Origin of the sequence: Microbacterium enclense, assembly GCA_038182865.1 — a bacterium.
Classification (GTDB): domain Bacteria; phylum Actinomycetota; class Actinomycetes; order Actinomycetales; family Microbacteriaceae; genus Microbacterium; species Microbacterium enclense_B.
Genome location: CP116226.1, coordinates 565,839 through 585,318 on the forward strand (window position 1 = coordinate 565,839; position 19,480 = coordinate 585,318).

Below are 19,480 nucleotides of genomic sequence, written 5' to 3' on the forward strand. Positions count from 1 at the left end.
TCATCGTGCGCGTTCGCTCTCGCGCTGCGTCGGGGGCGTGACGTCGAGCAGCACCTGCCCGATCACGGCCTCGGCGGTGATCCCGTCGAACTCGGCCTCGGGGTGCAGGATCAGTCGGTGCGAGAGCACCGCCACCGCCAGCGCCTTCACATCGTCCGGTGTGGCGAACGTTCGTCCCTGCGCCGCGGCTCGGGTGCGGGTCGCGCGGGTCAACGCGAGGGCCCCGCGGATGCTGACGCCCAGGCGCACCTCGTCGGCCGAGCGGGTGGCATCCACGAGCCGGGCGATGTAGTCGAGCACGAGAGCGTCCACGTACACGGTGGCCGCGAGATCCGCCATGCCGACGAGTGCCTGGGGCGTGATGATCGGCCGGAGATCGGCGGTGGCCACGGCGGCTCCGTCGAGGATCCGCACGGTCGCCGCGTGGTCGGGGTAGCCCAGCGAGGTCCGCAGGAGGAAGCGGTCGAGCTGCGCCTCGGGGAGGCGGTAGGTCCCCGCCTGCTCGACGGGGTTCTGGGTGGCCAGCACGAGGAAGGGCACACCGACCTCCCGCGAGACGCCGTCGATGGTGACACGTCCCTCTTCCATGACCTCGAGGAGCGCGGACTGCGTCTTGGGGCTCGCACGGTTGATCTCGTCGGCGAGGACGATGTTGGCGAAGATCGGCCCCGCGTGGAACTCGAATCGCCCGGACTTCTGGTCGTAGACGGTGATGCCCGTGATGTCGCCCGGGAGCAGGTCGGGGGTGAACTGGATGCGGGTGTTCGTGCCCTGCACCGACTGGGCGACCGCTCGAGCGAGCGATGTCTTGCCCGTCCCCGGGACGTCTTCGAGCAGCACGTGTCCGTCACTGAGCATCGCGGTCAGCACGAGCTCGACCACGTGGCGCTTGCCGAGCACGGCCCGCTCGACGTTGTCGGCGATCTGCGCGAAGGTCTGCGCGAACCAGGTGGCCTGCTCCTGCGTGATCGTCATATCGTGGGGTCTCTCTCTGGGGGACGGGCGGATGCCGGGGGTCGGGGCGGGTGCGCGATCAGGGGTTCGCGGGGGTTCCGGGCTGGCACGTGCCGGACACGTCGAGGGTCGCCCCGTCGAGGCCCCAGCCCTGCGCCGACCAGTCGACGGTGACCGTGATGTTCTCGACGCTCGTCGCGCCGACCGGGACGCGGTCGCTCCCCTCGGCCCGCGTCACCACGTTGCCCTTGGCGTCGCGGAACACCGCCCTCGAGGCGTCCGGCTTCAAATCGGCGATGCCGTTGCTCGAGCTGTAGGAGACGTCGAGGTTCTCACCGGCGACGCAGGAGCGGACGCGCGCAGCCGCCTGGACCTGGTACGGGGCGCTGCCCTCGGCCGGGGTGACGCGGCCGATCTCGGACTCCGTGCCCCACAGCCGGTGCTTGAAGTACACGCCGATGCCGGGGTCGGTGTCGAAGATGTCTGTCTTGTCCCCTTCGAATCTCGTGTAGAGAACTTCGTTGTTGTTCGGCGGCGGCGTGCCCGCCCCGATCTTGGGGTTGATGAACCAACGCGCCTCGGTGCGCGCGTCGTCCACGCGCTCCACGGTCGGCTTCGCATCGACACGGAACGTGTACCCGCGGGGAGCCGCGCGGTCCTGGTCGACGCGGTGGGAGGCCGTCACGGTCACCGACCCGAACGTCTTGCCCTCGTACACCGCGTCGACGCAGAGGGTGAAGGTGTACTCCTCCCCGTCCCTCTTACCCCCGAACTCCCGGCGCGGACCCCCGTCGCCGGTGCGGCACGTCGCGCCCTCCACGATGCCGTAGCGCAGCTCGGAGTCGGTACCGTTCGGGGTCGCCGTGGCCTGCGCCACGATCGTCGTCGAACCGTCGGAGGCTGCGCGCGAGGTCAGGGTGAGGTCGACGCCCGTCGGCTTGCCGACGCCGTGCGCACGGAACGTCAGAACGCCTCCCTCGACCGAACCGCCGAGTCCCGGCGGGACGTCGAAACGCGACAGGGGCGTGACCCGGATCTCGGTCGGAGCGTTACTGCCGACGCCGAACCCCTTGACGGTGACATCGCGCTGCGTGCGTCCGACGGACACGGTCTGCGTCTCCCCCGCGCTGCTGCGGATCTCGAGGGAGCCGGTTTCGCCGGCATCCACTCCCCGCACCATGAGATCGACGACGTTGCCCTCGCCACTGTCGGTCACCACGGGCGTCCAGTCGACGCTGTCCGGGCGGGGTGGCGGATCGTACGCCCACGCGGTGGTGCGGACCGAGCCGCGGGACTCCCCCACGTCGTTGAGCGCGGTCACGACGTACTCGCGCTGATCGCCGTTGGGGGCGGCGATCGCGGGACACCCGCCGTCGGAGTCGCAGCGCGCCACGACCTCGCCGCGGGAGCGCACGACGAACCCCGTGAGCCCCGGGTAGGCACGCCGCGCCTCGCCCGCGTCGACGCGCAGCGTGACCGATCCGTCGGCGTAGGCCGACTGGCGCACGCTCGCGGCGGCGCGGGGGAACCCCTGCAGATCGAGAACGACCCGCGCGTCGCGGGAGCCCGCGGTGGCGCGTCCCTGGGCGTCGCGCAGCGTCACGCTGGCCGCGCACGTCGCACCCGGCGCATCGCCCGCCCACGACGCCGTGATGCTCGAACCCGAGGCGACCGCGAAAGTCACACCGGTGCAGGTGCCCGTCGGGCGGACGCCCACGACCTCGAGGGGCGTCCGCGGCAGCGGGTTGACCTCTCCGTCGGCACCGACGACCGGGATCGTGCAGCTCGAACCGTCGGCCTGCGAGCATTGGCGCGAGGTGGTCCCGCCCTGCGGGAGCGTGGAGGGAGCCGAGCCCACGCGGAGCAGGAGACGCGCCGGCGCGACGGCGTCGTGGCTGGTGACCGTGATCACCGCCGCGTTCTCGGTACCGGGCACGGCGCGGTCGGCACCGGTGACGGTCACGGTCGATCCATCGAGCGTGACCGACGAGAACGCCGAGCCGGAGTACTCGAGTGCGTACCGGATGCCGTTCCAGTCCTCACGCCCCAGCTGCCACGACGTCATGTTGCGCAGGTCGAAGGTGGCGGTCTCGCCCGGTCCCACGGTGAGGGAACCGGGACGCAGCTCGGGCTGCGGATCTCTCGCCACCACGCCGACCGGAACCGACAGGAGCGTCCACTCCTGCGTCCCCGCCACGCGGACCGGCACGGTACACGCGTCGCTCCACGGGGAGCCGGTTCCGGCGTCGTAGCGCACGCGGGTCCCCGAGATCGTGCAGCGTGCGTCGGCTCGGGCTCCCGTCGTCGTGGCCTCGGTTCCGACCTCGAGCGTCGCCCGCCGGGGAACCGCGACGAGGGATGCCATGTCGAACTCGACGGACGACAGCTCGTCGACGCGTTGCGCGGCGTTGGGCCGGAGGGCGAGTGTCACGTCGTCGTCGCCGGGGACGCGGAGGAAGGCGTACGTCGTGACCTCGTTGCCGCCGACCGTTCCGGTGACGGCGAAGGGGATGATGCGACGGGTGGCGGGCAGGTCGCCCGAGAGGCGTCGCCCGTCGAGACGCACGTCGGTGGGCTGGCCCCACAGCGACACGCGCAGGTCGCTCACCTCGCCGCCCGACCAGGTCGCGCGCCCCTCGAGCACGTCGACGCCCGTCGTGAAGTCGTCGCGGTCCTCGAGGGTCAGCACGGTGTCGGCGACGACCGGGTAGTCGGGCACGCTCTCGCGGACGACCTTGACGACGATGAGTCCTCGCCCGGTGTTCCCGGAATCGGATGTCACGTCGTAGAGGAACGACATCGTCGCCGGCGCGTCGCCCGCGCGGATGACCACGCCGGTGTCGCTCACCGACTCGACGCGTTCAGCCAGGCGCGCGTATTCGGGGTTGTCCTCGCCGTCGACGAGGGTCTCGGGAAGGTCGGGGTGCACATCGGTGAGCGTCAACCGCCCCTGCGTCGGGTCGATGTCGTTCGCGAGCGGGCTCACGCGCAACCGACTGTCGGACCCCGCCTGCACCTGCACGTAGTCGGTGAAGGTGATGGGACTCGGATTCGACTCCGCGTCGAGAACGCCGATGCGCACGGTCCCCTCGCCCGTGGCCCCGGAGGTGTCGGACACGCGATACCGGAACGACACCTGCCCCCGGTCCCCGGGCAGAGACGAGTAGACGATCGACAGGCCGTCGGGCGAGATCGCCGCGCTCCCCCGATCGGGTTGGCTCACGATGCGATCGAGCGAGACGGCGTCGCCGTCGGGGTCGACGCCGAAACCGTCGAAGGGGATCGTCGTCGTTCCGCCGCTGAGGACGCGCCCCTGGAGGGTGTCGGGCACCGGTGCGCGGTTCGCATCGTCGCCCAGGACGGTGATGCGCACGGTCGCCTCGTCCCACAACGACGGGGCACCGGTGGTGTACACGCGGTACGTGACCTCGTACGACCCCGGGGTGGTCGGCGCGAGGTACCGCAGCACACCACCAGACGCGAACGCCAGGGCATCGCTCGCCGGCTGGGCGCTGACGCTCGCGGGGTCGAGGGTGGGGCGGCCTCCGGCGGGAGACACGTCGTTGTCGAGGACCGGGATGTCGACCTGCGCCCCGGCACGAACCGTGACCGTGTCGTCGACCGCGATCGGGGCGATCTCGGGAACCGGCGGCAGCAGGTACACCGTCGCCTCGCCGGCGACGCGCGCCCCCTCGTCGTCGGTACCGTCGCTCACGCTATAGGTCACCGTGCCCAGCAGCCCTGCCTCCCCCGTGGCGGTGCTTCCCGAGACGCGCAGGTCGTTCTGCCCGACCGTGTCGACGCTGAGCGAGGCGCCGTCCTCGGCCACGGCCGCGACATCGCTCAGCAGCAGGACCCGCCCGGTGGGATTGGACACGGCGGAGAACACGTCGAGGGTGGCGTCCTCCTGCGGCCGCACGAATGCCACGACGGGCGACGTCGACAACTGAGCCGGCGCGTCGACGGGCAGCAGGGTGATGCGCGCGGTGCCGGTGGCGTCGCGTCCCCCGCCCGTGACGGTGAAATCGACCCGGTAGACACCGGGCTGGGACGCGACGAGGTCGAAGCTCGTGCTGCCCCCGATGACACCGGCCGTCGCCGCCGCGTCGTCGAGGACCCGGACGGAGCTGAGCGCGATGTCGCCGGCCGTCCCGGTCACGTGCGGGCCGACGTCGACGGTGAGGCCGGAGCCCACCGTGTCGACCACGGCGAAGGACTGCACGGCGAGGGTCGGATCGGGAGCGACGCGGATGAGAAGGGGTTTGGTCGCGACCGCCCCGGCCGTGTCGGCCACGGTGACATCGAGCTGAACGGTCTGCTCCCCGCCGGAGCCGTCATCGGCGTGCTGGTAGACGACCTCACCGGCGGGCGTCGAGGTCACGCTGCCGACACCGCTCGGGTTGTCGACCGACAGCAGCAGGAGAGGGTCGCCGTCGGGATCGACCCAGCCGGGCAGGACGGGCACCGTGATCGTGCCGCCACGGGCCACCTCGGGCGTGGGCCAGGGCTGCAGACACTTCTCGACGCCGCACCAGACCGGGGCGGCGTTGGTCGCCGCCGGCGCGACGGTCAGCGTGACCGTCGCGGGGGCGGAGGTCAGCCCGTCGGGCGTCGTGCCGTCGGTGACGGAGTACGTGAAGGTCGTCGTCCCGGTCGCCTCCGGGCGGACGCGCACCGCGAGACGCTGATCGTCGTCGGTGAGGCTGAGCTCGCCGAAGCCGGGGTCGAGACCCGTGACGCTCTCTCCGACGATGCTGAGCACATCTTCGTTGGGGTCGTGGTCGTTCAGCAGGACAGGGAGGGTGACCAGTCTCCCGGCCCGGACGCCGAACGCGTCGGGTTCCGCCACCGGCGGCTTCGGGTCGAGCACGACGCTGAGCTGCTCGTCGCTCTGCACCGCGGCCTGTTCCGTGCGATCGTCGAGGCTCCAGCTCTGGCTGGAGGCGACGAGCGCCCCATCGGGCACGGTCCACACCCATCCGCTGCGCGTCTCGTTGAGGATCACCGCGTGATCGGTCGCCACGAACACGGGGCGACGCTGATCCGGCAGAGTGGCGCCGCCGTAGTCGAGCGGCGTCTCCCCGGTATCCGAGCGCCACAGCGTCCCGCCGGACTCGCCGGGAAGCAGCCACGCCGCGTAGGCGACGCCCCCGCGCGACAGCGGCTTCGCCGGCTGCCCGAGCACGGTGCCGCCCGCGCCGACCTCGCGCTGCGGTGCCGATCCGTCGGTCGGGATCGCCCACAGCGACTGCTCGTCAGCGACATACACCACGGCGCCACCGGGGTCGGGGGCGGCGATGACGAACTGATCGGCGACGGCGATGTCGACGGGGTCGGCGCCACGCACCCAGACGCGTCCCGCCTCGGCGTCCACGAGAACCCAGGTGTCACCCGCCGCGGAGATGAGGGGGGCGGCGATGTCGTCTCCCAGAGCGTCCCGAGAACGCAGCTCGTCAGCGGCGATGTCGTAGCGGATGACCGAATCATCGGCCGACGAGTACGCGAAGAGCATTCCGCGGTCGTCGAGGGCGATGGCATCCGCCGTGTAGGACGGAGTGTCGCCGCCGGCCGTGTCGAACGGATCGAGTTCGGATGCCGCCTGCCCGGCCTCGCTCAGCCGACCGGCGAAGAGCGTGCCGGTGTCGGTGCGATAGACCACGTAGTCACCCGCGGTGACGACCGAGGTGGTGCCGGGAGGTGTGTCGGGAGCGGACTCGAGCTGCTCCTCCTGCAGGTCGACGGGTTGGGCTTCGTCGATGCGCGACAGCTTGCTGTAGCTGTCGGTGAACAGATACGCGCCGTCGCCGCTCTGCGCCACCTCGCTGGGGTTGCCCGCCGAGCGCACGGTGTCGAGTTCGCCGACGGCGGTGTTCACGCGCGCGTAGCGCTGCCCCTCGGCGGTCTGCAGCGCCCACACCGACGTGTCGACCTCGGGCGTCTCCTGCGCGTCGAGCCCGGGCCACACGACACTGGCGGTGATCACGAGAGCTGTCGCAGCCAGCGCTGCGCAGAGACCCGCGATCGTCCTCCGACGCATCAGAGCACTCCCGTGGCGTAGAGGGCGGCGACCACCACGGCCCCCGCGGCCACGATCGATGCGCCCGCGAGCGCCCACGGCAGGACGCGATGCGACGCCGGGGCGGGTGAGGAGATGTCGGTGTCTTCGTCGCGCGCGAGCCCCCGTACGCCGGAGGGGTCGCGGAGCTTGCGCCCGCCTTCACGCTCGATGCGGGAGCGCGCCGGTCCGCGAAGCGCGGTGTCGGAGAAATCGACGACGTTCGCCGTCGGCGACCAATCGGCGCTCGGAACCTCCAGAGCGGTGGCGGCGAGGCCGACCTCCCTCTGGACGCGTTGCAGGTCTTCTCCGAACTCCCGGGCGCTGGCATGGCGGTCCTGGGGGTTGCGCGACATGGCCCGCGAGAGGACGGCCTGCAGAGAGGGCGGCACATCGGCGCGGGCGATGTCGGTGTACGACGCGCGGGCGATGCGTCGACGCAGCTGCTCGCGGGAGTTCTGCCCGCGTTCGCGACGCTCGAAGGGACTGTGCCCCGCGAGAAGCGAGTAGACCGTCGCCCCGAGGCTCCACACCTCGCTCGACACCGTTCCCGCGGTCTGTTCGGCGATCACCTCGGGGGCGCTCCACGGCACCGACATCGCGAGCATCTCGTCGGCGTCCTGCCGCACCAGTGAGGACGAGATGCCGAAGTCGGCCAGCACCGGGGCACCGAAGGTGGTGACCAGGATGTTGCTCGGCTTGACGTCGCGGTGCACGAGACCGGCGTGGTGCGCGGACTCGAGCGCGCCCGCCATGCGGACGCCGATCGCCAGCACGTCGGCGAGAGGGATCCGCTCGACGCGATACCGCTGAGCGAGCGATCCGGGGCAGTACTCCATCACGATGTAGGGTCGACCGTCGGCGGAGATTCCCGCCTGATAGACCGTCACGATCGACGGGTGCGCCGACAGGTGGGCGAGCACGTCGGCCTCGGCGTTGAACATGCGCAGAAGATCGGGATCGCGCACGTCGCTCGGGAGCACCTTGACCGCGACGTCGCGGCGGGGCATGTCCTGGCCGTAGAGGAAGACGTCGGCGAAGCCGCCCGAACCCAGCGGACGGATGTAGGCGAGACCCGGAAGGATCGGGGGCGACGAGGGCAGGCGCTGCGGCATCGTGCCCCTTCCCGAACGACGCGCCCGCGTCTGAGCGGGCGGACAACCCGGCAATGCTAACAAAGCAGACCCGGCGAGCCGGGGTCTGTGCACAGCCTCAGGATGCCGGGGCTCCGGGGTCGCGCGGGTCGAACGGCGCGTCGAGCGACCGGGTGAGATCGTCGAGCATCGCCGCCACCTGAGGCTCGACGTACTCCGCGACGGCGGCCTGAATGCGCAGACGATGATGCAGGAGGATTGTGCAGACCTCACGCCCGATCATGTTCGCGTAGTCGTCGGCGAGACCCACTTCCTGGCGAAGCGCCGCTTTCGCGGCATCCGAGAGCGGCGGAAGCGCCGGAATCACGGCGTCCTCTTCAGCCGCCAGACCCGTCAGAGTGAAGAGGAAGGGTGCTCCGGGCTCCGGCTCGGGGTCGAGCGGCAGTCCCTCGAACTCGGGCTCCAGTCCCTCGGACGGCCGGTAGGTGCGCCTCCGGTTCCGCTCGGCCTGCTGGTCCAGCTCGGCCTGCAACATGGGGAGGTTGCGAGCGGTGTAATCGGCGACGGAGTGATCGACGATCGTCTTCACCCGGGTGGAGAGTCCGTGCTGGACGCCGTGGGGGACGTCGGATCCGAGGCCGGCCGCCGACAGCACGGGCGATCCGAAGCAGCGGCGGCACGGCGCGATACGCCCCCGGTGGTTGGCGGGCTCCCATCGGGGCAGCCATTTCAGCCAGGCGTCCACCGCCTGGCCGACCTGGGTCTCGAGCGACCGCTGCACACCCCTACGCTAGCCCGACACGCCCGGGGAGCGGGGACCCGACGTCCCGCGCGTCACACCCCGTCGTCGTCGTCGCGCTCCCAGGTCCATCGGGGACGTACCGTCCGTGCCCGTACGAGGAACACCCCGAACGCCGCCGCCAGCAGCGCAGCGACCGCCAGCACGGCGCCCGGCCACCCGAGGGCGACCGTGCCGGCGGCGGAGATCGCGCGCGCCGGATCAGCGCCACTGACGAGACCGCCGAGCACGATCCCGGCGAGTTCGCCCACGAAAGCGCCGAGGGCACACGGCACGGCGGTGAGATATCCGGGCGGGTCGGCGCGGAGACCCCAGAGCAGGATGCCGCCGAACAGCGCCAGCGCGACCACGATGCCCAGCACCCCCGGGATCGGTCCGAGACCCGTCACCGGGATGACGTCGCTGTCGAGGAGCAGGCTCGCGACGCCGAGACCGCCGATGGCCAGGGCGACGAACGTCACGGTCGCAAAAACGACCGCGACCGGCGGGGTCACCCCTGCCGGTCGCGGTTCGTCGGTCATGTCAGCCCATCTCAGCTGGAGAACTGAGGTCCCGCCTCGAGGGTGCGCTCGTACTCGCGCTGCGCCTCGTCGTTGAGCTCGGTGACACGGCGGCCGCGGCGGGCGACCCACGCCCCGAACCAGATCGTCAGCTCACGTCCGAGCACGAAGGCCACGATCGCGAGCGGGGCGAGCACGTTCTCGCCGAGGAGGTCGACGCCTTGGCGTGCGGTGAGCATCCAGAAGGGAGCGGCGAAGAGGGCGCCCAGCAGGTGACCGCCCCACGCGATGACACCCACGATGAGTCCCCACACGACCCAGTGACCCCATCGGCCGCGGTTGATGATCGCTCCCAAGAACCAGAAACCGAGGAAGAAGGCCACCGTCGGCACCCACAGACCCCACGTGGAGAGCACGCCGAGGGCCGCGTCGGGAAGACCCGCGACGTCGATCTCGCGTGTGAGCAGGCGCAGGCCCAGGGTGGCCGCGAGGTACAGCACCGCGAACGACAGCGCGGCGAGCAGCCCGATCGCCCCGGCGGCACCGCGGTTCCCGCGTGGGCGCGGGGCCTCGGGGGCCTGGACGAAGATCGGCTGCGCGGCGTTGTTGTACGCGGTCGGCGACACGGTCGTCGGCGCGTCGGCGACGCGGGTGTCGGCAGCCGTGGTCGACGCGACCGTCGGAGTGCTTGCCGCGGCCCCGCCCGCTGCGGCGCCGGCGGCGGCTCCTGTGGCGGTGACGGCGGTGGCCGCTGCCGCGTCGGGCGCGTCGTACCGCTGCGTGGGCGTGTCGCTCACCGCCGTGGCCTCCGGCTCGGCGGAGGCGGCATAGGCGGCCCAGCGGGCGTCTTCGTCGTCGAGATCGGTCGCCTCCGTCGGGGCGACCGGGGACGCGTCGTGCACGGTCGCCGCGGGAGCCGAGGTGGACTCCGCGGCGGGGGACGTCACCGGCGACGACGCGGATGCGTCGTGCTGCTCGCGCTCATCCCACGCGGCCGCCGCCTCGGCGGGGTCGACGGCGTCGCGCTGGGCGGCCTCGGCGTCGGCGAGTCCTTCGTGGGCGCGCCCGACCACGTCGTGCGCCTCGTCCTTCGGCTCGTCGACGGGGTTGCCGTACGACTGGGGGTCGCTCATCGGGGTCTCCTCACGCGCGCAAGTATCTGCGGCGCAAGGCTAACCCGCGCCTCCCGTCCCGCGGCGCAGGCGTGCCGTCGTGTGTCGGTCTCGCCCGTGTCGGTGGGGGCATCTAGGGTGACTTGCATGTCCCGTCGTGTGTTCCCTCCGGCCGGCGCGGCCGTGTTGGCGGCCGCGGCGATCCTCGTTCTGAGCGCGTGCGCGCCCGACGACGGGGGCTCTTCCGCGCCGACCTCCCCTGCCGCGTCGGGGCCGAGCACGACGAGTCCCACGCCCATCCCGACGCTCAGCCCCACGGCCGTCGCGGCGAAGATCCCCACCGACTGCCGCTCGATGCTGTCGGACGATGTGCTCTCGCAGTTGGCATCCGTTCCCCTGAACGACCCGGCCGTGGGCACGTCCGGTCCACAGCCCGACGGATCTCTCATCTGCATCTGGCGCGACCCCGGTGCCGACACGACGGGACTCGAGACCCGCATCACTCGCGTGGACCGCGGGCCCGCACTCGACATGCTCAACGAACTCGTCGCCACCCAGGGCTTCAGCTGCTACACGCCCGATGACGGCACGCGCTGCGAGAAGACGTGGATCAACGACACGTACCCCGTCAACGACGGTCGCACGCTGTTCTGGCGCGACGACGTCCTCATCGACACGCAGTACTCCAACCTGGCGCCGACCGGGTACACGGCGAGCATCATCTCGTCGATCTTCGGTTGACGCGGCTACTCGCCGAAGGCGCGGGATGCCACGACCTCGGCGTAGCCCTCAGGCGCCCAGTCGGTGAGGGTCGAGGACACCCAGCGATCGCCCCGCAAGTCGTGCACCTCGACCACGCCACCCGAGGCGCGCTCGCAGTGGACGGTGGCACCGGAGACCTGGCATCCGAAGCCCTGTGACGACAGGGTCGCCTGCACCGCCGACGCCCCCTCGGGCGTGACGGTCGACACCGTGGTCTCGAGCGACTGGCCGGGGCCCCCGCGCCAGTGACACGTCACGACGACGGTGGCTCCTGCCGCAGCCACGGCCTCCGGCGTCGACGCCGCGGGCGTCCGGCGCTGCGACAGCAGATTGTCGCGGGACCACACCAGGGACGACCACAGCTCGGATGTGTAGAGCTCGCGACAGGTGGTGGCCGGCGTCGGCGACTCCTCGGGCGCGGGGGTCGGGCTCGAGGCCGCGGCACGCAGAGTGTCTCCGACGAAGGTCACGGCGCCCGGAACACCGGGGAGGGCGAGCACGATGAGAGCGGCGACCACGACGGTACAGACGATCCCCGCCGGCCACGCGATCCAGGCGTTCCGGCCACCGACTCGTGCCATCCGTTCCTCCCCGTCCACGGTAGGCGCACTCCCCCGCCGCACCCGACACCCGACACGCCGCGGACGCCAGACGTCGCCGGCACGAAACGCCGCAGACACGACGAAGGCCCCCGGCGCGAGCCGAGGGCCTCCGTGCGGGACAGGTCCCTTAGTTGTAGCTACCGGGCGTGAAGTCGTCCGTCGTGAAGCTGTCGAAGTCGACGTAGCTCAGGTCGGCGTCGGAGTACGCACCGTCCGAGGCGAAGATGCGGTTGGGGTACCGCTCGCTCTTGGCCTCTTCCGTCGCCTCGACGGTGACGTTGCGGTACTTCGACAGGCCCGTCCCCGCGGGGATGAGCTTTCCGATGATGACGTTCTCCTTGAGGCCGACGAGCGGGTCGCTCTTGCCCTCCATGGCCGCCTGCGTGAGGACGCGGGTGGTCTCCTGGAACGACGCGGCGGACAGCCACGACTCCGTCGCGAGCGACGCCTTCGTGATACCCATCAGCTCGGGACGACCCGACGCGGGACGCTTGCCCTCGCCGACCGCCTCGCGGTTGATGTTCTGGTACCGCTTGAAGTCGACGAGCTCGCCCGGGAGCAGGTCGGTGTCGCCGTGGTCGACGACCGTGACCTTGCGGAGCATCTGACGGACGATGACCTCGATGTGCTTGTCGTGGATCGGCACACCCTGCGAGCGGTACACGCCCTGGACACCGTTCACGAGGTACTTCTGCACCTCGCGGGCACCCTGCACGCGCATGACCTCCTTGGGGTCGAGCGTTCCGACCTGGAGGGGCTCGCCGACGGTGACGTGCTGGCCGTCCTCGACCAGGAGCGTCGCACGCTTCAGGACGGGGTAGACCACCGGCTCGTCGCCGTTGTCGGGGGTCAGGATGACCTTCTTGGCCTTCTCGGTCTCGTCGATCGTGATGCGGCCATCGGCCTCGGCGATCGGCGACGCGCCCTTGGGAGTGCGCGCCTCGAAGAGCTCCTGCACGCGGGGCAGACCCTGCGTGATGTCATCGGCCGACGCGGAACCACCGGTGTGGAAGGTACGCATCGTCAGCTGGGTACCGGGCTCACCGATCGACTGGGCCGCGATGATGCCGACGGCCTCGCCGATGTCCACGATCTTGCCGGTGGCGAGCGAACGGCCGTAGCACTTCGCGCAGACACCGACCGCCGAGTCGCAGGTCAGCACGGAGCGGACCTTGATCGACTCGATACCGCCCGCGACCAGCTTGTCGATGAGCACATCGCCCACGTCGTCGCCGGCCTCGGCCAGGACCGTGCCCTGCGCGTCGACGACGGCGGTCGCGAGCGTGCGGGCGAACACCGAGTTCTCGACGTTGGCGTCCTTGACGAGCTCACCAGTGGAGCCGGCCGCAGCGATCGGGAGCTCGAGGCCCTTCGACGTGCCGCAGTCCTCTTCGCGGATGATGACATCCTGCGAGACGTCCACCAGACGACGCGTCAGGTACCCCGAGTCGGCCGTACGGAGAGCCGTGTCGGCCAGACCCTTACGGGCACCGTGCGTCGCGATGAAGTACTCGGCGACCGACAGACCCTCGCGGTACGAGGAGATGATCGGACGCGGGATGATCTCACCCTTGGGGTTGTTCACCAGGCCTCGCATACCCGCGATGTTGCGGATCTGCAGCCAGTTACCACGGGCGCCCGAAGACACCATGCGGTTGATGGTGTTGTCGGCGGGGAAGTTGTCCCGCATCGCCTTCTGGACCTCGTCAGTGGCCTCGGTCCAGATCTTGATGAGCTCCTGACGACGCTCGGCGTCGGTGGTGAGACCCTTCTCGTACTGCGCCTGGACCTTGGCGGCCTGCTTCTCGTAGCCGCCGACGATCTCCGCCTTGTTCGGCGGGGTGAGGATGTCGCTCAGCGCCACCGTGACACCCGAACGGGTGGCCCAGTAGAAACCGGCGTCCTTGATCCGGTCGAGCGATGCCGCGACCTCGACCTTGGGGTACTCCTCCGCCAGCTTGTTGACGATCTGCGACAGCTTGCCCTTGTCGGCCTGCTCGCGCACGAACGGGTAGCCCTTGGGCAGCGTGTCGTTGAAGATCGCCTGGCCGAGCGAGGCGTCGACGAGACCGTGCTTGTCGTAGCCCTCGGGCGCCTGGCCCTCGAGGAACGTCAGGCCGGGGATGCGGATGCGCGCCTTGGCCTGCAGGTCGAGGGTGCCCTCGTCCTTCGCCAGGATCGCCTCGCCCACGGAACCGAACGCACGGCCCTCGCCCACCGCACCCTCCTTGAGGGTGGTGAGGTGGTGGAGGCCGATGATCATGTCCTGCGAGGGCAGGGTGACCGGGCGGCCGTCCGACGGCTTCAGGATGTTGTTCGACGCGAGCATCAGCACGCGGGCCTCGGCCTGAGCCTCGACCGACAGCGGCAGGTGGACGGCCATCTGGTCACCGTCGAAGTCGGCGTTGAACGCCGCGCAGACGAGCGGGTGCAGCTGGATCGCCTTGCCCTCGACGAGCTGGGGCTCGAACGCCTGGATGCCGAGACGGTGCAGGGTGGGTGCACGGTTCAGCAGCACGGGACGCTCGCGGATGATCTCTTCGAGCACGTCCCAGACCTCGGGACGGTAGCGCTCGACGGCGCGCTTGGCGGCCTTGATGTTCTGCGAGTGACCGAGGTCGATCAGGCGCTTGATGACGAACGGCTTGAAGAGCTCGAGCGCCATCTGCTTGGGCAGACCGCACTGGTGCAGCTTCAGCTGGGGTCCGACGATGATGACCGAACGACCCGAGTAGTCGACGCGCTTGCCGAGCAGGTTCTGGCGGAAGCGACCCTGCTTTCCCTTGAGCATGTCGCTCAGGGACTTCAGGGCGCGGTTGCCGGTACCGGTGACGGGGCGACCACGGCGGCCGTTGTCGAACAGCGCGTCGACGGCCTCCTGCAGCATGCGCTTCTCGTTGTTGACGATGATCTCGGGGGCACCGAGGTCGATCAAGCGACGGAGGCGGTTGTTACGGTTGATCACGCGACGGTAGAGGTCGTTCAGGTCGCTGGTGGCGAAACGGCCACCGTCGAGCTGGACCATCGGGCGCAGCTCCGGCGGGATCACCGGAACGACGTCGAGCACCATCGAGGCCGGGCTCATGCCGGTCTGCAGGAACGAGTTGACGACCTTCAGGCGCTTGATCGCGCGGATCTTGCGCTGCCCCTTGCCCTCGGAGATCTGCAGGTGAAGGCTGTCGGCCTCGGCCTGCAGGTCGAAGGTCTCGAGGCGACGCTTGATCGACTCCGCACCCATGTGGGCCTCGAAGTACTGACCGAAGCGGTCCTGGAGCTCGTGGAAGACGTCGTCCTCGGGCTTGAGGGCGCCGACCTCGAGCGTGCGGAAGTCCTCCCACACGCGCTCGAGCTTCGCGATCTGCTCGTCCGCGTTCTTGCGGGCGGCCGTCATGTCCTTCTCGGCGGCGTCCTTGACCTTCTTCTTCTGGTCGGCCTTGGCGCCCTCCGCCTCGAGGGCGGCGAGCTCCTCCTCGAGCTTGGCCAGGCGAGCGGCGATGCGGGCATCGCGACGGTCGCCGAGCGTCTTCAGCTCGAGACGGATGTTGTTCTCCTGCGTGGCCAGGTCGCGGTGACGAGCATCCTCGTCGACCGAGATCACCATGTAGGCGGCGAAGTAGATGACCTTCTCGAGGTCCTTCGGCGCCATGTCGAGCAGGTAGCCGAGGCGCGAGGGCACGCCCTTGAAGTACCAGATGTGCGTGACGGGTGCGGCGAGCTCGATGTGGCCCATGCGCTCACGGCGCACCGAGGACTTGGTGACCTCGACGCCGCAGCGCTCGCAGACGATGCCCTTGAAGCGCACACGCTTGTACTTGCCGCAGGCGCACTCCCAGTCGCGGGAGGGCCCGAAGATCTGCTCGCCGAAGAGGCCGTCCTTCTCGGGCTTCAGCGTGCGGTAGTTGATCGTCTCGGGCTTCTTGACCTCACCGAAGGACCAACGACGGATGTCGTCGGCGGTGGCCAGACCGATACGGATCTGATCGAAAGTGGTTGATTCGAGCACTGGTTCTCCTGTGTCGGAATTCTCTGAAATCTGAGCTGGGTCGCTGAGCTGGGAGCTCAGATCTCGTCGATCGACGAGGACTCGAAGCGGCTGGAGATGTTGATGCCGAGCTCTTCCGCGGCGCGGAAGGCGTCGTCATCCGTGTCCCGGAGGTTGACCGCGGTGCCGTCGGCCGAGAGGACCTCGACGTTCAGGCAGAGCGACTGCATCTCCTTCATGAGCACCTTGAACGACTCCGGGATGCCGGGCTCCTGGATGTTCTCGCCCTTGACGATCGCCTCGTAGACCTTCACGCGGCCGAGGATGTCGTCGGACTTGATCGTCAGGAGCTCCTGCAGCGCGTACGCGGCACCGTAGGCCTCGAGAGCCCACACTTCCATCTCACCGAAGCGCTGGCCACCGAACTGCGCCTTACCACCGAGCGGCTGCTGGGTGATCATCGAGTACGGGCCCGTCGAACGCGCGTGGATCTTGTCGTCGACCAGGTGGTGCAGCTTCAGGATGTACATGTAGCCGACCGAGATGGGCGCCGGGAAGGGCTCCCCGTAGCGGCCGTCGAAGAGGATCGTCTTTCCGCTGGAGTCGATCAGACGGTCACCGTCGCGGTTCGGGATCGTGGAGTCGAGCAGACCCGCGATCTCGTCCTCGAACGCGCCGTCGAACACGGGCGTCGCGACCTTCGTGCCGGGAGCGGCCTCGCGAGCCACCTCGGGCAGGTGCGCCGCCCACTCGGGCGTGCCCTCGACCTTCCAGCCCTGCTGGGCGATCCAGCCGAGGTGGAGTTCGAGGACCTGACCGAAGTTCATTCGACCGGGGATACCGAGCGGGTTCAGCACGACGTCGACGGGGGTGCCGTCGGCGAGGAAGGGCATGTCCTCGATCGGGAGGATCTTGGCGATGACACCCTTGTTGCCGTGGCGGCCGGCGAGCTTGTCGCCCTCCGTGATCTTGCGCTTCTGGGCGATGTAGACCACGACGCGACGGTTGACGCCCGAGCCGAGCTCGTCGTCGCCGTCTTCGGCGTTGAACTCCTTGACGGCGATGATCGTGCCCTGCTCGCCGTGGGGCACCTTCAGCGAGGTGTCACGGACTTCGCGGCTCTTCTCGTTGAAGATGGCGCGGAGCAGACGCTCTTCGGCGCTGAGCTCGGTCTCACCCTTGGGCGTGACCTTGCCGACGAGGATGTCGCCGGGGCGGACCTCGGCGCCGATGCGGACGATGCCGCGCTCGTCGAGGTCCTTCAGCAGGTCGGGGCTGACGTTGGGGAGGTCACGCGTGATCTCCTCCTTGCCGAGCTTCGTGTCGCGGGCGTCGACCTCGTACTCCTCGATGTGGATCGAGGAGAGCGTGTCGTCCTTCACCAGGTCCTGGCTGAGGATGATCGCGTCTTCGAAGTTGTGACCCTCCCACGTCATGAACGCCACGAGGAGGTTCTTGCCGAGGGCGAGCTCGCCGTTCTCGGTCGCGGGACCGTCGGCGATGACCTCGCCGACCTCGACGCGCTCGCCGGCGGAGACGACGACGCGCTGGTTGTACGACGTGCCCTGGTTGGAGCGGTCGAACTTGCGGAGGAAGTAGTCCTGCGTGCCGCCCTCGTCGAGCTGCACGGTCACGACGTCGGCCGAGACCTCGAGGACCACACCGGCCTTCTCGGCGGTCACGACGTCACCGGCGTCGATCGCGGCGAAGCCCTCCATACCGGTACCGACCACGGGCGACTCACTGCGCACGAGCGGCACGGCCTGGCGCTGCATGTTCGCACCCATGAGGGCGCGGTTGGCGTCGTCGTGCTCGAGGAACGGGATGAGCGAGGTCGCCACCGACACCATCTGGCGCGGCGAGACGTCCATGTAGCCGATCTCCTCGTTCGGGAAGAGGTCGACCTCGCCACCCTGGCCGCGGCGGGCCAGGATGCGGTCCTCGACGAAGTGGCCGTCGGCCTTCAGGGCGACACCGGCCTGAGCGACGATGTGGTCGCTCTCTTCGCTGGCCGTGAGGTAGTCGATCTGGTCGGTCACGCGACCGTCGACGACGCGGCGGTACGGCGTCTCGATGAAGCCGAACGCGTTGATGCGGGCGAACGAGGCGAGCGAGCCGATCAGACCGATGTTCGGGCCTTCCGGCGTCTCGATCGGGCACATGCGGCCGTAGTGCGAGGGGTGCACGTCACGGACCTCGACGCCGGCACGCTCACGCGACAGACCACCGGGGCCCAGAGCCGAGAGGCGGCGCTTGTGGGTCAGACCCGCGAGCGGGTTGTTCTGGTCCATGAACTGCGACAGCTGCGAGGTTCCGAAGAACTCCTTGATCGCGGCGACGACGGGGCGCACGTTGATCAGGGTCTGCGGCGTGATGGCCTCGATGTCCTGCGTGGTCATGCGCTCGCGGACGACACGCTCCATGCGGGACAGACCCGTGCGGACCTGGTTCTGGATGAGCTCGCCGACGGCGCGGATACGGCGGTTGCCGAAGTTGTCGATGTCGTCGGTGTCGAGACGGATCTCGGCGGGCTTGCCGCCGCGGACGCCGTCGAACGACACGTCGCCGCGGTGCAGGCGGACGAGGTACTTGATCGTCGCGACGATGTCGTCGACGGTGAGCACCGAGTCGCTGAGCGGCTTGTCGAGACCGAGCTTCTGGTTGATCTTGTAACGACCCACCTTGGCGAGGTCGTAGCGCTTGGCGTTGAAGTAGAAGTTGTCGAGCAGCGCACGCGCGGCCTCGGCAGCGACCTGCTCGCCCGGACGGAGCTTGCGGTAGATGTCGCGGAGGGCGTCTTCCTTGGTGAGGATCGTGTCCTTGGACAGCGTCTCTTCGATGGAGTCGAAGCCGGCGAACTCGGCGAGGATGTCTTCGCTGGTCAGGCCGAGGGCCTTGAGGAAGACGGTGACCGACTGCTTGCGCTTGCGGTCGATGCGGACACCGACCTGGTCGCGCTTGTCGATCTCGAACTCGAGCCAGGCACCGCGCGAGGGGATGACACGCGCCGACACGATGTCCTTGTCGGACGTCTTGTCGGGGGTCTTGTCGAAGTAGACACCGGGCGAACGCACGAGCTGCGACACCACGACACGCTCGGTGCCGTTGATGATGAACGTGCCCTTGTCGGTCTGGAGCGGGAAGTCGCCCATGAAGACCGTCTGGGTCTTGATCTCACCGGTCTGGTGGTTCATGAACTCGGCCTCGACGTACAGCGGGGCGGCGTAGGTCTTGCCGCGCTCCTTGCACTCTTCGATCGAGTACTTCTCGGGCTCGAGATAGGGGTTGGTGAACGAGAGCTGCATCGTCTCGCTGAGGTCTTCGATCGGCGAGATCTCCTCGAAGATCTCCTCCAGACCGCTGATCTCGGGCACGTCGGTGCGGCCTTCGGCCTGCGCCTCGGAGACGCGGGCCTTCCATGCGTCGTTACCGACGAGCCAATCGAACGACTCGGTCTGCAGCGCGAGCAGATCGGGAACGGTCAGTTTGTCGGAGATCTTCGCGAACGAGAGGCGAGATGCGCCGCGTCCGCTCTTCGGGGTGGTGGTGGATGCGTTGCTCGCAGCAGCCAAGGGAATAACCTCCAGAAGCCCGGGCGAGGGGCTCGTGATTCCTTGTCG

At 69.5% G+C, this 19,480-nt stretch carries 10 protein-coding genes; 1 reads left to right on the top strand and 9 read right to left on the bottom strand.

Going from position 1 to position 19,480, the window contains the following annotated elements; translation table 11 throughout:
* The 6 genes from PIR02_02700 to PIR02_02725 form a co-directional block, all read right to left on the bottom strand.
* Positions 1–975: a MoxR family ATPase gene (locus PIR02_02700; protein WZH37582.1), complete on the bottom strand. Its 975-nt coding sequence runs from the start codon at positions 973–975 to the stop codon at positions 1–3.
* A gap of 58 nt (positions 976–1,033) precedes the next feature.
* The gene (locus PIR02_02705) at positions 1,034–6,991 is read right to left on the bottom strand and encodes an Ig-like domain-containing protein (GenBank protein ID WZH37583.1); all 5,958 of its coding nucleotides are present in this window, start codon (positions 6,989–6,991) and stop codon (positions 1,034–1,036) included.
* Complete coding sequence (locus PIR02_02710) at positions 6,991–8,124, bottom strand: serine/threonine-protein kinase (protein ID WZH37584.1); 1,134 nt, start codon at positions 8,122–8,124, stop codon at positions 6,991–6,993. The genes PIR02_02705 and PIR02_02710 overlap by 1 nt, the downstream gene beginning before the upstream one ends.
* 97 nt (positions 8,125–8,221) lie before the next feature.
* On the bottom strand, positions 8,222–8,884 hold the full coding sequence (locus tag PIR02_02715; protein ID WZH37585.1) for a spermidine/putrescine ABC transporter substrate-binding protein: 663 nt from the start codon (positions 8,882–8,884) through the stop codon (positions 8,222–8,224).
* Positions 8,885–8,937: 53 nt separating this feature from the next.
* Entirely contained in the window at positions 8,938–9,423 is a 486-nt protein-coding gene (locus tag PIR02_02720) for a hypothetical protein (GenBank protein WZH37586.1), read from the bottom strand.
* 11 nt (positions 9,424–9,434) lie between these two features.
* The gene (locus tag PIR02_02725; GenBank protein ID WZH37587.1) at positions 9,435–10,535 is read right to left on the bottom strand and encodes an ABC transporter; all 1,101 of its coding nucleotides are present in this window, start codon (positions 10,533–10,535) and stop codon (positions 9,435–9,437) included.
* Between the two features lie 126 nt (positions 10,536–10,661).
* Here PIR02_02725 and PIR02_02730 point away from each other — a divergent pair, with 126 nt between their 5' ends.
* Positions 10,662–11,255, top strand: coding sequence for a hypothetical protein (locus PIR02_02730; GenBank protein WZH37588.1), 594 nt, complete (start codon positions 10,662–10,664; stop codon positions 11,253–11,255).
* Positions 11,256–11,260: 5 nt separating this feature from the next.
* Here PIR02_02730 and PIR02_02735 read toward each other — a convergent pair whose 3' ends face one another.
* The 3 genes from PIR02_02735 to PIR02_02745 form a co-directional block, all read right to left on the bottom strand.
* Positions 11,261–11,857, bottom strand: coding sequence for a hypothetical protein (locus PIR02_02735; GenBank protein WZH37589.1), 597 nt, complete (start codon positions 11,855–11,857; stop codon positions 11,261–11,263).
* A 148-nt stretch (positions 11,858–12,005) separates the two neighbouring features.
* Entirely contained in the window at positions 12,006–15,881 is a 3,876-nt protein-coding gene (rpoC, locus tag PIR02_02740; GenBank protein WZH37590.1) for a DNA-directed RNA polymerase subunit beta', read from the bottom strand.
* 56 nt (positions 15,882–15,937) lie between these two features.
* Entirely contained in the window at positions 15,938–19,432 is a 3,495-nt protein-coding gene (locus tag PIR02_02745) for a DNA-directed RNA polymerase subunit beta (GenBank protein ID WZH37591.1), read from the bottom strand.
* Between the last annotated feature and the right edge of the window lie 48 nt (positions 19,433–19,480).